Origin of the sequence: Rhizobium sp. ZPR4, from assembly GCF_040215725.1 — a bacterium.
Taxonomy (GTDB): domain Bacteria; phylum Pseudomonadota; class Alphaproteobacteria; order Rhizobiales; family Rhizobiaceae; genus Rhizobium; species Rhizobium rhizogenes_D.
In genome coordinates this window covers 134,878-148,773 of sequence record NZ_CP157971.1, presented here as the reverse complement: position 1 = coordinate 148,773, position 13,896 = coordinate 134,878, and the positions used below count along the sequence as shown (strand labels likewise).

Sequence of the window (13,896 nt, the reverse complement as noted above, 5' to 3'; positions counted from 1 at the left end):
CGCCACCACTTCACCTCCCAGCTCCGATGTTGGCACGAAGGAAAGACATCTCAGCAAGAGATGACCAGTCCTTTTCTTCGTAGCCGTTTGCCATGGCCATAACGAGGCTGTCACGAACAACACCGGCAAGAGGCAATGGAACCCGAGCAGCTTCCCCAGCCTCGAGTGCGAGTCGTATGTCCTTAAGGCCAAGGGGAAGCTTAAAGCCGACCGGCTCATATTCCCTGCGGCGAATGAATTCTCCATAGCCCCGGTAAACTCCGCATGGGAAAAGGGCTTCGAGGTACAGGTCCAACATCACATAGCGATCAACGTCGTGTGCTGCGCCCAGAGCTATAGCTTCTGCCATGGATTCGATAGCAGAGGAGATCATCATGTTGCCTGCAATTTTCACGAGGTTTGCCTGGGATGGTTGTTCTCCGACGTGCCAGACCTTGGCGCTGATTGGGCTAAGAACCGGATTGAGTCGCTCAACTAAATCCTTTGGTCCCCCAACCACAAGGTTCAGTTTTCCCGCGAGGGCGGCATCAGGCCTGCCGAAAACAGGGGAAGCAATGTAGCCGATTCCTACTTCTTCGTGAAGCTCGGTGAGCTTCTTTGAGTAATTAACAGAGATTGTGGAGAGGTTGACGTGAACAAGCGGCTTCTTGACGGAGACGAGCCAGCCTAAATCAATCAAACCCTGCTGGATGGCGTCATCGTGCGCCAACATGGAAAGTACGATCCCCGAACTCGCGGCGTCTACAGGCGACGAAGCTGCAGTAGCGCCGAGTTTGACCAACTCCTCAACAGGCGTCTGGAAGCGGTCCCATACCGCCACGTCATGCCCTGCCGAGAGCAGGTTGCGCACAACACCGACTCCCATTGCCCCAATTCCAATGAATCCGACTCTCATAATGACCCCCTTGCACTTGTGATTCTGAGTTAGAACAAAGCGGAAATGGTTCAGCCGTAGCGCGTCCCGCCCTTAAACCAATCGTCGAATTCCGGGTTTGAAGAGACGATGACGTTTCGTTTGATCAGGTAAGATTTTATTGCGTCCCAGCCGTTTTCCACGCCATAGCCGCTGTCACCGTATCCACCCCAAATCGATCTTGGATCGTTTTTGTGATGGTCGTTAATCCAAATTATGCCTGCTTTGATGCGCGAGCTGATCCGCGATGCGCGTGCGATGTCTTTCGTCCAGATCGATGCACCCAGCGCGTAAGGCGAGTCATTCGCCAACGCCAAGGCGTCCTCCTCGCTGTCGAAGGCCGTGACCGCCACCACTGGACCGAAAACCTCTTCCCTGAAAAGCTCCATATCCGGCTTCACGTCCGCAAAGATCGTGGGTTTCACAAAGTTTCCTGCTGAAAGTGGCCCCTCAAACACGGGCGCCGCGCCGCCCGTTACCAATCGAGCGCCAGCGGCTTTTGCATTTGCGATCATCCGCTCGACCCTCTCGAGAGAGGCGTAGGAGATAACCGGACCGAGGTCTGTCTCCAACTCGGCAGGATCGCCGACCTTGAGGGTTGCTGTGCGCGCGCTGAACGCTTCAACGAAGCGATCGTAAACGGAACGTTGAACTATGAAGCGGCCAGCCGATACGCAGGTTTGCCCCGATGCTACAAATGCGGAGAAGACTGCCCCTGCAGCGGCTTCGTCGATGTCGCAATCGTCGAATATGACAACAGGTGTTTTGCCGCCCAGTTCGAGAGTGCACGGAACGAGACGCTCCGCTGCGGCTGCCGCTACACGCCGTCCTGTCGTGGTACCACCGGTCAGGTCGATGCGACGAACTTCACGGCTCGCGCACAGCGATGCGCCCGTCGCACCTTCACCTGTAACAACATTGACGACGCCCGGTGGGATACCTGCTTCCGAGCACCAGGCCGCAAACACCAGAGGGGTACACGGTGCCAGTTCGGAGGGCTTGACAACGACGGTGTTTCCCACTGCAAGCGCCGCAGCCAGCTTCTTGACCAGGATAAGGATCGGATGGTTCCAAGGCGTGAGCAGGGCGCAAACGCCATAGGGATGCCAGCTCGTCGTTGATGCGAAGCCACCACGGAGCCGGTTTGACTCTCCTTCGAGCCCGGGTGCGATTCCTGCGAAATACTCGATCCACTCAGGGATTCTAGCCATCTGAGCCCGCATTTCACGCAGCGGGCGTCCAGTTATCGCCGACTCCCAGGTAGCAAGCTCGCCAATATGCGCCCGCACGATTTCGGCCAGCTTTCGCAGATGACGGGCTCTATCGAGCGGGTCTAGGGCAGACCAGGTTTCGAAAGCTTTGGCCGCAGATTTGGTTGCTCGCGCAACATCGCTCGCATCAGCGACAGCCATGTAGCCGATACCTTCGTTTGTGGAAGGACTGCGAACGTCAATTCGGCCCGTGCCGACGATCTCTTGGTATTCACCGTTGTAGAATATATGGCGGCCATCGCGAGCTTGGGATGGCAAAGAGTGTATGGTCATATCTAACGGTTCTCTCGTCATTAATCTGATATGATCGTCCGTGGTAGCCGGGCGATGAAATCGATCATGTTATCTCCCAGAAGGCATATGTGTTGGCTGGCAGCTAGCTCTGCTAATTTCGAGTCCTTCGTTTTGATGGCGCGGATGATTTCAAGATGCTCTTTTATGCTGCCGGCCATCCGCCCAGGCAGAAACGTAACCTGTTTCCAATACATAGCGACTCGCCTCCTCAAGCTGCGGGTCTGGTCGGCAAGGAAATCCGTATGCGTCGCCGCATAAATAACTTCGTGGAATTCCAAGTTTGTGGAATAAAAAAGTTCTGGGTCAGCACGCTCCATGGCATTTTCAAGGCGCGTGTGGATTTCCTCAAGCATAGCGATTTGTTCGGGCGCCGCGCGACGCGCAGCGTATTTTGCACACATGCCCTCGAGCATTGACATCACTTCGAACATCTCAAGCAGCGCGGAAGTAGACAAAGCGGCTACGCTAACGCCCTGACGAGGACGGTTCTCGAGCATGCCTGTTGCGATAAGCGCCTTGATAGCTTCGCGCATCGGGGTGCGTGAGACATTAAACTTCTGGGTGAGTTCAGCCTCGTCAATCCGTGAACCAGGCAACAAAACACCGCTGATGACCATCGACTCAAGCGACTCTCTGACCTGCTCCGACAAACTCTGCCCTCTGGCGAGATCGACGCCGCTTGCAAGGTCGGCTGTGACAATAGATCTCGTATTCATGCTCGTCCCAGCAGAAGCAACAACTGTTTCTACCAATCTTGACCCTCCCATGGGCGAAGGAAAACATAGACGCTTTCTGCAAAATCTGGCCGCTTCACCGAATTTTTCGCCCTCTCTGGATCCATTGGTCCAACTAACGTATACACGCAACGGATTTTTGTATCAATAGTGCTTGCACTTTTCGGCGAGTCAATCGAAAAGCTTATTGCAAAAGTCTTGTGGAGAAGAGCCGATAATTGATCGGGAATATCCGAACGAGGCGAACCTAGGAAAGGAAACCCTGTGACTCTTCCGCAAGAAATCATCCGGAAAAAGCGTGACCAGCTTGAATTGGACCGGAGCGAGATATCGAACTTTGTGCAAGGGATCGCGGACGGCGATGTGTCACAACCACAAATCGCCGCCTTCGCGATGGCGGTATTTCTGAACAAGCTCACAATCAACGAAAGGGTCAGCCTGACCCTGGCACAGCGAGATTCTGGTTCGGTTCTGGAATGGGGTACGTTGAAACTCAATGGCCCTGTCGTCGATAAGCACTCAACGGGTGGCGTGGGCGATCTTGTGTCCCTTATTTTGGGACCGCTCGTGGCCGCGTGCGGCGGGTATGTTCCGATGATCTCCGGGAAGGGGCTTGGGCATACCGGCGGAACATTGGACAAGCTTCAGTCAATTCCCGGGTACAACATCGCTCCTTCAACGGAAGACTTCAAACGGGTCGTGAAGGAGGCTGGTATCGCCATCATTGGACAGACCGCGAGCCTAGCCCCTGCTGACGGGAGAATCTATTCCATCAGAGATGTGACTGCGACCGTGGAATCGATCGATCTGATTACCGCTTCTATTCTTTCAAAGAAACTTTCCGCTGGGCTCGATGCCTTGGTCATGGACGTCAAGGTGGGCTCTGGAGCAGTGATGCCGACGTTTGATAAATCTGTCGAACTTGCCAAAAGTATCGTAGATGTCGGAAACGGCGCTGGGATGTCTACGGGCGCGGTGCTGACCGACATGAGTCAGCCGCTGGGACCCGCCGCTGGAAATTCGGTCGAAGTGATATGCGCGATCGAATACCTTACCGGAAAGTCCCGACCGTCGCGCCTTCACGATGTTACCTTCACGCTCTGCGAATACATGCTTGTGGCGGGCAAACTTGCGAAAAACGAAGTAGACGCACGCCACATGCTAAACCAGGCACTTGCGTCGGGCGGTGCCGCAGAATGTTTTGCCAAGATGGTGAGCCTCCTTGGCGGACCAACCGACTTGCTCGAGGCAACCGGGAAGTACATTCAGACCGCGCCTATCGTTGTGCCTGTCATCCCGCCCATCGAGGGCTTTGTCCAAGAAATCGACTGCAGAGCCTTGGGGATGACTGTCGTTGAGCTCGGTGGTGGGCGACGTCGACCCGACGACATCGTAGACCCATTGGTGGGAATTACTGACCTTGCCGAAATCGGTCAGAACGTTCCGACTGGACATCCGCTTGCGTATGTTCACGCGCGATCGGTCGAGGACGCCTCGTTAGCGGCTGAGAAGATCTCAAAGGCGTTTCGCATGGGCCCGAGCCCCGTTGCAGCCCCTCCTTCCGTCTATACCAGCATTCGATAACCGATCACGCCATGCGGCCGGCGCGACGGCCGCCGAAGAGGATCGCTCCGCCCAGAATAGCCGTGTGAGGAAGGAGTACAGCCATGCCAATGTGAAAATCCACGTTTTCGAAGGCTGCAGTGATGAGGAACTAATTAAGCTTCTTGATGCCGCGCATAGTGCGATGGCTCGATCATTCAGCGTACCGGACCGGGTCGATACCAGATCCTCTGCCAGCACGCCCCGAGGGCTGATTGCCCAGGACACCGGCCTTGGTATCGAACGCTCGCAAAATTCGTTTTGCTCGAGGTAATCTCGCGCCCACGGCCGAAGCAGGAGAAATCGACGTACCGCAATCTATGCAAGGACCTCGACGCGTCGTTCGGAATTTTGGCGAGTGATGTTATGATATTTCTCGAAAACACCGATAAAGACTGGACCTTTTGACTCGGCCGCGCGCAGTTGCTAACTGCTGATTTGTAAGGCGGCACGGTTCCTCAGATTGTTTCCAGCATCAATCTCGCAAACCGAGCGCCAGAGCATTCTGGCGCTGGCCTCCTAATGCCAGAGAAATACAGACCATTACGGTGACGTCAGGAAAATTGGGGAAGCATCTGGAGGTCTTAAGATCCGACTACCCGTTGGGATGTCAGCCTCTACCAGAGCCGGGGCGGCGAGCCCAGCTTGAGCGACCGTTTGTAGTGCCAGCATATTGACGCTTGTGCATAAAATCTTATGCTCGCGCCCGACGGAGCCGAGGGCATTGAGAGCCCATTTTCGGAAAATGCATCCCTCTGTCAATGCCGCGTGAATTTTCCCCAGAAGTGGGCTCTTCCGCAATTTCGGTACAACTTTCTGAATCCTATTGAGTCGACACACGAATCCGCAGGAGCATTGAAATGGCGAAGCGCATTCTACCGTCGATCCCGCCGTCTTTGGTCGTCGATCACGTTCAACAGTCGCAAGAGGCAATATCGACCGATTGTCGCTTCCGATCGACAGGGGCTAAATGTCCGGAGTGCTGCAAGGCCGCACATTGGATTCACAGTCGTTACGAGCGGCGGCTCGCCGACCTACCATGGCAAGGGCGTACGGTCACGATAACCCTGAATGTCCGGCGCTTGCGTTGCAGCAACGACAGATGCCGAAGGCGTATATTTGCCGAGAACGTTGGCGACGTGACTTGGCGCTATTGTCGGCGCATCAGGCGCCTGGAGGATGTCCATCGCAGCATCGGCATGGCATTGGGGGGAGAAGCAGACGCGAGGCTTGTCGCCCGCCTCGGCATGCCGGTGAGCGCCGACACTATTTTGCGGATTGCGCGGCGAGCATATCCCACTGGCGATTGCGAGGGGCCGCGAATTCTCGGCGTCGAAGATTGGGCTTGGCGGCGCGGACAACGTTACGGAACGATCCTGCTCGATCTGGAAACGAACAACGTTGTCGATCTGCTGCCCGATCGTGAGAAAGACACGCTCTCTGGATGGCTTGCGGACCATCCTGGTGTTGAAGTCATCGCCCGGGATAGGGCCGGCGCGTATGCGCGTGGAGCCCGGGACGGAGCGCCGAAAGCACAGCAGGTCGCCGATCATTGGCATCTTCTGCGTAATTGTTCCGATGCCTTGCAGAATGTCGTGGAGCGGCGATACCGCCTTATCCGCGATGTCGGGAAGTCGCTTATGGCGCAGATCGATACGGATGATCGAATACGCGGCGAGCGCATGAAAGAAGAGCCGCTCCATAAACCCACGGCACGGCAACAGCAAAACCGGCATCAAGATCGGCGTGCTCTTTTTGATGAGGTCATACGACTGAACGGCATGGGCTGGAGCCAACTGGCTATCAAGCGTGAGCTTGGTATCGACCTTAAAACCATACGGAAATGGCTGAAAGACAATCAACCGGGGACATGGGAACGCAAGATCTTCACGGAGAATCCGGCCGATGCCCATGCTGATTACGTCCGTAGGCGGTGGCTTGAAGGCTGCCACAACGCGACACGGCTCTACAGGGAGGTGTGCGATCGCGGGTATCGTGAGAGCGTAAAGACCTTTCGCCAATGGGTGAAGGTAAGGCTGCGCGACGGTGTCCCTGCACCTGCATTGTCTCGTACCCCGCGCAAAACCTCATGGCGCACGCCTTCGTCCCGACAAACCGTTCGCCTTTTGACGGCCGATGCCGATGCTCTTGCACAGAACGAGCGCGCTTTTGTGAATGCCATTTCCTCGGCCTCGCCTGACGTAGCCACCGCAGCAGACTTGGCACGGCGCTTCCAGTCCATGATCTGCAATCGGGAAATCGGTGCACTGAAGCCGTGGCTACATGACGCAACTATTGGACCGATGTCGTCGTTCGCGCGCGGGATCCGTCGCGATGTCGAGGCGGTTCAGGCTGCATTGACGTTACCATGGAGTACCGGACCAGTTGAAGGCAAGATCAACAAACTGAAATTCATTAAACGATCCATGTATGGAAGGGCCGGGATGGATCTCCTGCGCTCGCGCATCATTGGGACCTGAGTTGCATCGAAATAGCGGAAGAGCCCACTATTGGGGAGTATTGCTCCGATACTGACACCGTGGGGAAGAGAGCGAGCGGAAGCGGAGCACGCTCATGAAAATCTCCGTTTGCGGATGGGACCCAGAAAACCGGTGGCTTTTGCAATACCATTCCATCTTTCGTTGGCTGGCCATGTTGGTTTCCATGCGGAACTGAGCCGGTTTTGGAGTGAACCCTTCGGGCTGGACCAGCGAGGCGCTTCAAACTAAGCCGCCTGCTGGGCGAGTTGGGTTTCAAAATCCGCTGGCGACATGTAGCCAAGGGCCGAGTGAAGCCGCTTGGCATTGTAGATCTCCTCAATGAACTTGGGCAAGCGTTCGGCCACATCCGCGAATGTCTCGTAGCCGGCGATGTAGACGTCCTCGACTTTCAGGGTTTTCATGAAGCTCTCTGCCTGAGCATTGTTATAAGGGTTGCCGACGGCGCTCATGGAACCCTGCAGACCGCCGGCATCAAGCGCTCGTCGATAGGTCTCACTCGCGTATTGGCATCCGCGGTCTGTGTGGTGGATGCAGCCGGGTGGAGGCTTTCTGTTTTCAAGCGCGGAACGTAACGCCGCCAACGCCAGCGGCGTAGCCAGGCGTTTTGACAGGCCATAGCCGACGACTTTCCGGCTGCAGGCGTCAAGAATGACGGCGAGATAGCAAAAGCCGACGGCTATACGGATGTATGTGAAGTCTGCCACCCAGACCATGTCAGGCCGCGACGGGATCACATTCCGATAAAGGTTCGGGTAGATCGGTGAATCGTGGTTGCTATCCGTCGTGCGAACATACCGCTTGCGAGGCCTGATCCCGAGATCGTTGGCCCGCATGACGCGGCCGACACGCCTGTGTTTGACCAAGTGCCCTCTTCGCTGAAGCTCGTGCGTTACGCGTCGGTATCCGTAGCAGGGCAGCTCGTCCTGGATATCCTCGATGATAGCAACGAGTTCCGTATCCCCAAGGTTCAACTCTCTCGCAGTTGATCGATAATAATAGCTGCTTCTCGGGAGATCGATCATTTTGCACCCCCGTCTGACAGAACAGGCCGGGGACCGGTGATGATGGAGGAGTTCCCGCTGTCGCCGGCGATCGGCTGGCGCGGAGTTTTTTTCACCAGGTCAAGCTCCATCGTGAGCTGGCCGACCTTGCGTTCAAGCGCCGCAATGTGTGCCTCGTACTCGGCAATAACGCTGGCCTCTGCTTCCTCGTCGTTCAGTTCGCCACGATCGAACTGCGTGAGCCACAACTGGATAAGATTAGCCGAAACGCCATAGGTACGCTGCGCATCGCGCCGTCCAATGACGCCGTTCCGGATATCTTGGCAAAGCTGCAATTTGAACGGCGTCGAATGCCGTCGATATGGACCTCGGGACTTCATGAGCCTTCACCGATTGAGGCCCGCAGAGTGTATCAGTTTTTCCGTGTCCCGTGGTCCAGCCCGAAGGGTTCACTCTAGTAATGGTGGCCCCTTCGTTTCGAATTAGGCCGGGGCTGTCAGCGCGATATTTTAGGTCAACGTTGGCGATATCGTCTCTACTTTCGCTGGCACCATCGCTGCCGATGCCATTGCCCACAATACAATCCAGACTGACACACTAGGTCGGCGTGTGGCATCGATTTTCGATCTCTTCGGTCACATCCGGATGCTCTCGCAAAACAAGCAATAGACCGCCGCGCTGGCGGCGTGACGGTCCGCTTGCTTGCTTGATGGCGTCGAACGCCGACGGGATGATTACGATGATACAAGTCCATCGTGAAGGTTCGGAGCGGAGCTATCTCGATGTTGCGGTAAGTTTGGCCTGTGACCTATCGCGGAACCGGCGATGAGTCTTACTCAGACCGTTACATCCACAAATCGACGCATATCTTCCCGAGGGGCCGGGTAGGCGCGCTTACTTTGAGCCAAGTTCATTTTCACGAGTGCTTCGCACATGCGAATGCCAACCACGCCGGCGTCAATCACAGGTATGCCAAGCGCCTCTTGGGCTTCGCTGGCAAGGCCGACCATTCCGGTGCAGCCAATAATCAAAGTATCGGCATTGTCAGCATTAATCGCCTTACGGCCTTCCGCGATTGTCTTGTCCAACAATGCGCTGTCGTTTTCCATATCTGTGAACGGCACTTCGATAGAACGAATTGATGCTAGGCGATCCGCCAGTCCGGTAGAACGAATCTTGTCGAGCATGAATCCATTGCCGCGGCTGAGCGGTGAAAGCCAAGTAAACCGGCGACCTAGAAAGTTGGCAAGCGCAACCGAGGTCTCCATAATCCCGACAACAGGAATCCGTAAGCATTCCTTGGCCGCCGAAACTCCTGGATCTGCAGCACAAAATATTACCACTCCATCGAAATAAGCCTGGTCCGTTCGTTCAATCTCCTGGGTCAGGAATGTCATCTGAAGGCTTTCCCAAAAGTGTTGTTCAGGAGACTCGATGCCCCTATCTAGCGCGACCCAACTCAGCTCAGTATCGGGATCGTGATCGGCTTCGTAAGCGTTATTGAGCCTCTCCATGGAGGCCCGGTCCGCATACACACCCGGTTCTATTATTTTTATTCTCATTCCAATATTCCCTTCTTCCCCCTTGGTCATCAGTCGGTCATGCTGCAAAACATTTCGACAATGATTTCCTAAGTCACACGACCGCTTCATCGAGATCAAGAACGGCAATTCCGATATGATCCAGACCTAACAATCCTGGAAGCGTCTTGGCGGGTTTGTCAGTCATGGTGTCCTCCGAAGAGTTTGCAAACGTCGTTCAGCCAAGGGTGCTCGACTGGAAACGTTCAGCAGTTTCATTCCCGGCACCTGACGCAACTGCGGAATGGAGAGCCAGCGACTGTCGAAACCCAGGCATCTTCTACTCCTCAAAGGTTCTGCGCTTGTTTCCGGCCCACATTAACGTCGTCAACATACTGCGGCAACCGGTCGCATGTGCGCGTTTTGATTGCGTAAAACGCAACATAGTGGGTCTTTGCGTGGAGATCAGTAACGAGGTCGGGAAGCTTTCGTCTGAACGCTGGGAACGCCAATGACCCGAGACCAGAAACCGCTCCGGTTCGAGGGAGAGTCTTAGGTTTGACTTTTGGCCTCATGCTGCCTGTTTCTCCGGAGCGGATTTCATTGCGAACTCGGCCGGCGGCATGTTGCGAGAGTCGGAGGTAGCGGACACTTCGAACACTTTGCTCATCTAAAGTCGTTGTTTCGTGCAGCTCCGAAACAGCCCACCGCGCTTGGACGGCAGATCGCCTTCCCAAACCAATCCGCAGGTCCGCTTATGCTCTAAGTCCCCGCTGCCTTCCCAACTGCTACGACATCGATCGCTCTGCACGACGCCCATGACCATGCCGCACTCACGGGGCCCCTCCGTCGCAACTTGCGATCTTCGACAAATGCCAGGCGAGCAGTTCGTGGATTTTACTGATGGGGTGCCAATTCTTGCGTCTCTCAGCAAAGATTGATTCATTGTGCACCCCCCCCTCTTCAAATGGCGGGGAACAGCGATTTCTGATTGTCGACGGAAAATTAGAACTCGCCAAAATTAGCCATCTCAACGCCCAACGCTTTGCGGGATCCTTAGCAGGTTATTGCTTCGGCGAAGACGCGGTCCGGTGAGCGTACCACATTGTGATTCTCATGCCGGCCGGCTGAATATCTCTATCGCAGAGATCTTGTCTTCGCGCATGCACGCCCAGGCAAGGCACTCCTCAGTTCCCGTCAAATTGCCGGCACGAAATGTGGCACGATATCGCACGAAGCCGACTGCTTTGTCGCTTAGGGTCGTAATGGCAGGTGTGACGATTTCAACATCGTCACTTTCCCTTTTGATGCGCTGGAAATGCCGGTTGATCTCTTCAGGTCCCGTTCCACGCAAGTTCCCGTCAACGATGAACGTGGCATTTGGTGTAAAATAACGAGCAAATCCTTCAGTGCTGAAGCAGTTTTCGCGGTACGCGTCATTCCACCAATCAAAAAAATGGGTGATTAGATTTTCAGCTGTATGCATTTTGGCTTTCCTGGTCCCATCTAGCATTTTTCGTCGCCTATGATCTGCCGGTTACTCGCGTTAGCGGAAAAAAACTTCTTGGCGATAAACAATAAGAGCATTGCCGATACGAGGGCGTCGAGTGAAGGCGCTCCCGTGAGATGGAACAGACCAAGGCCAGACTCTTCGCTGGGAAGGGTGGTAAAGCCGAGGACCGTTCCGAATATCCAGGAAGCGACAGGATACGGGCGATAAGACGGCAATTGAGGCGCGGTTGCCGTGTAGCGGGGTCGATCAAGAAAGAAATCCGCGACGTACACTCCAGCCATCGGCGCGAGCGCCAGACCCATAAAGTTCAGCAGCAATATGAAATGGCCGAGAACATCAACAGCCGCGAGCCCAGTACCCGCGAGCGCCGCCAGACACGCCAGATGCCAACGCTCCATTCTTGGAAAAATCGCTGACAACGACAGCGCTGACGAGTAAAGATTTTGGTCATTGTTGGTCCAGGTCGCCAGGATGATTACCGCCAGTCCGGGCAAGGCGATGCCCGCCACCAGCATTGTCGTTACGAGATCAGCATTGTTGTAGATAATTCCCAACGCCGCAGCGAGCGCAAGCAGCAAAGGAAAGGCCAAGCCGAAACCCAACAGCATTGAGATGCGGTTGTCGCGGTTTGTCTTCAGGAACCGCGACAAATCCGGGTTAATGGAGACCGGGAACACTTCGGTACCGACAATCAGTGAGACAAGCATTCCCAGACTGTAGGCATGAGGAATGTCACGCGCTCCAAAAAGAGTATCGAGACCGCCATTGGACATGCCCATGCCGAGCGGGATGAGTGTCGCTATCAAAAGCAGCGGCACTCCGATGACCGCGACCTTTCCCATCGCCTTGATCCCGATGATAGCTGTGGAGGAGATCAATAGTCCGGTAAGAATTATTCCCACGTGCTCATTCACGCTGATGTTCAATTGTTTATGCAGGATCGCGGCCACGCTCTGTACGATAATCTGAAGCTGAATTCCGAACCAGCCAATGGACACCAAGGTCAACATTATCGTAATTGCAAGAGAACCACGAATGCCGAACGTTCGCTGAAGGATCATCGCTGTTGGCAGCCGAGTGACGATACCTATATAGCCGGTGGTAACGCCAAACACGCCGAGAAAAATACTGCTGATCAGAAGAGCCTCAAGGATGGTCGAATAGTCTGCAAGCTTTCCGACTTCGCCTCCGAATGTAAACAGAGGCACGGAAATAATGCCTCCCACTATGAGCATCGTCATTGATGGCCATCGCTGCATATCGTCTTCTGCTGGACCCTGATGCGGATGGCCTTCCACGATACCCGATAGACGTTTGATTATGGACATTTCAGAGCGCCTCCCTGCGCTTAGTATTCCGGCCGCGGGTCAGAATGAGCAGATAAACCTCCTCTTTATTCTGAGCGCTTTGGATAGGATTCCATGAGTTGCTTTCGCTACAGACAGCCGCATCGAGGGCAAAATCCTGGCGACGTTTCGATAGCTATCCGAGCCTTTCGCACTTCCGAAAATGGCTAGCAGCCCCCCTAGCAGAGTTGAGGATGATCGTGTGACCCTGTCAGCCCCACACATTCTTGGCTAGCTGAGAGTCGCTATCTTGCGTTTTGCGCAACAAAAACATTCATAGGCGGTCAGTTGCTGCAATTTGCGGATCAAGTTAATGTGCTTGAGAAACAAACGCAGACCCTTGGATAAGAGGGGGAATGCCCAAGTTTCGACAGTCGCTGGCTCAAGCTTTCTGCACTTACGTCAGATTCCGGGAAGCGTAACTGCGGAGCGATTCCCAGTTGAGCATTGTTGGCTGAACGACGGTTACAAGCTTTTCCTCGGGAGGAGGACATCATGACTGACAAACCCGCCAGGACGATTCCAGGATTATTAGGTCTGGATCATATCGGAATTACCGTGCCCGATCTTGATGAAGCGGTCGCCTTCTTTGCTGGGCTACTTGGCTGTCAGAAAGTCCTGGATTTCGGACCTGTTGGCGACGACCAAGGATCATTTATGACGGACGTTCTTGGGGTGCATGCTCGTGCCCGCATCGAACGTGCAGCGGTTGTCCGCACGGGTCGCGGCTCCAATATCGAGCTCGTGCAGTATTCGGCGCCCGATCAGCGCGACCTGGCAGGACGAAACAGCGATACCGGCGCGTTCCATCTGGGCCTTTATGTGCGCGATATCGCGGTAGCGAAAGCATTTCTCGATGAGGCTGGCATTACGACGAGATTTGGACCCGTCCCTATCAACGACGGACCAATAGCTGGACAGTCGATCCTCTATTTTCGGGCACCGTGGGGCCTGGAACTGGAGGCGGTCAGCTATCCGAATGGGATGGCTTACGAAGCCGAGAGCGAGATCCTTCTTTGGGATCCGCGGAAGCCTGACTGATTTCCGAAACATGGCTGTTCGCCAGCCGAGCAGGCTTAACTCGGCGACCACCCAGCAAACCGTGGTGCGTAGACGTTTGTGTGCGCCGCGCAATGAAAACCAAAGAATGTGGCAGTACATGCAATATACCAGTTACATTTGGAACGAACGAAAGGTGCGC

Annotated in this window: 12 protein-coding genes; 4 read left to right on the top strand and 8 right to left on the bottom strand. The window is 55.0% G+C overall.

Features of this window, described 5'->3' with window-relative positions; translation table 11 throughout:
• Positions 1 to 10 precede the first annotated feature (10 nt).
• Genes ABOK31_RS34965 through ABOK31_RS34955 form a run of 3 tightly spaced genes read right to left on the bottom strand, consistent with a single transcriptional unit; the run spans position 11 to position 3,230 of the window.
• Positions 11 to 895 (bottom strand): NAD(P)-dependent oxidoreductase, encoded by an 885-nt coding sequence (locus ABOK31_RS34965; protein ID WP_349963273.1) that lies wholly within the window; start codon positions 893 to 895, stop codon positions 11 to 13.
• A 50-nt stretch (positions 896 to 945) separates the two neighbouring features.
• A complete protein-coding gene (locus tag ABOK31_RS34960; RefSeq protein WP_349963272.1) occupies positions 946 to 2,457 on the bottom strand; it encodes an aldehyde dehydrogenase family protein in 1,512 nt (503 codons plus the stop codon).
• A gap of 20 nt (positions 2,458 to 2,477) precedes the next feature.
• Positions 2,478 to 3,230, bottom strand: a complete 753-nt coding sequence (locus ABOK31_RS34955; protein WP_349963271.1) for a GntR family transcriptional regulator — start codon at positions 3,228 to 3,230, stop codon at positions 2,478 to 2,480.
• A gap of 246 nt (positions 3,231 to 3,476) precedes the next feature.
• On the opposite strand from ABOK31_RS34955, the gene deoA reads away from it, so the two are divergent.
• The 3 genes from deoA (at position 3,477) to ABOK31_RS34940 (ending at position 7,294) form a co-directional block, all read left to right on the top strand.
• A complete protein-coding gene (gene deoA / locus ABOK31_RS34950) occupies positions 3,477 to 4,796 on the top strand; it encodes a thymidine phosphorylase (RefSeq protein WP_349963269.1) in 1,320 nt (439 codons plus the stop codon).
• A gap of 171 nt (positions 4,797 to 4,967) precedes the next feature.
• Positions 4,968 to 5,222, top strand: coding sequence for a tautomerase family protein (locus tag ABOK31_RS34945; protein WP_349963305.1), 255 nt, complete (start codon positions 4,968 to 4,970; stop codon positions 5,220 to 5,222).
• Between the two features lie 452 nt (positions 5,223 to 5,674).
• Positions 5,675 to 7,294 carry an ISL3 family transposase gene (locus tag ABOK31_RS34940; RefSeq protein ID WP_349963267.1) on the top strand — a complete coding sequence of 540 codons (1,620 nt, stop codon included), beginning with the start codon at positions 5,675 to 5,677 and terminating at the stop codon, positions 7,292 to 7,294.
• Between the two features lie 245 nt (positions 7,295 to 7,539).
• Here the strand turns inward: ABOK31_RS34940 and ABOK31_RS34935 are convergent, their stop codons facing one another.
• From ABOK31_RS34935 to ABOK31_RS34915, 5 genes are all read right to left on the bottom strand, one after another.
• A complete protein-coding gene (locus ABOK31_RS34935; protein WP_349963266.1) occupies positions 7,540 to 8,337 on the bottom strand; it encodes an IS3 family transposase in 798 nt (265 codons plus the stop codon).
• Positions 8,334 to 8,696 carry a transposase gene (locus ABOK31_RS34930; RefSeq protein ID WP_007603601.1) on the bottom strand — a complete coding sequence of 121 codons (363 nt, stop codon included), beginning with the start codon at positions 8,694 to 8,696 and terminating at the stop codon, positions 8,334 to 8,336. Before ABOK31_RS34930 ends, ABOK31_RS34935 begins: the two co-directional genes overlap by 4 nt.
• Positions 8,697 to 9,152: 456 nt before the next feature.
• Positions 9,153 to 9,908 (bottom strand): aspartate/glutamate racemase family protein, encoded by a 756-nt coding sequence (locus tag ABOK31_RS34925; protein WP_349963265.1) that lies wholly within the window; start codon positions 9,906 to 9,908, stop codon positions 9,153 to 9,155.
• 1,042 nt (positions 9,909 to 10,950) lie between these two features.
• A complete protein-coding gene (locus tag ABOK31_RS34920) occupies positions 10,951 to 11,322 on the bottom strand; it encodes a nuclear transport factor 2 family protein (protein WP_349963264.1) in 372 nt (123 codons plus the stop codon).
• 20 nt (positions 11,323 to 11,342) lie between these two features.
• Positions 11,343 to 12,677 (bottom strand): cytosine permease, encoded by a 1,335-nt coding sequence (locus ABOK31_RS34915; protein ID WP_349963263.1) that lies wholly within the window; start codon positions 12,675 to 12,677, stop codon positions 11,343 to 11,345.
• Between the two features lie 513 nt (positions 12,678 to 13,190).
• On the opposite strand from ABOK31_RS34915, the gene ABOK31_RS34910 reads away from it, so the two are divergent.
• Positions 13,191 to 13,736 (top strand): VOC family protein, encoded by a 546-nt coding sequence (locus tag ABOK31_RS34910; protein ID WP_349963262.1) that lies wholly within the window; start codon positions 13,191 to 13,193, stop codon positions 13,734 to 13,736.
• Positions 13,737 to 13,896 lie beyond the last annotated feature (160 nt).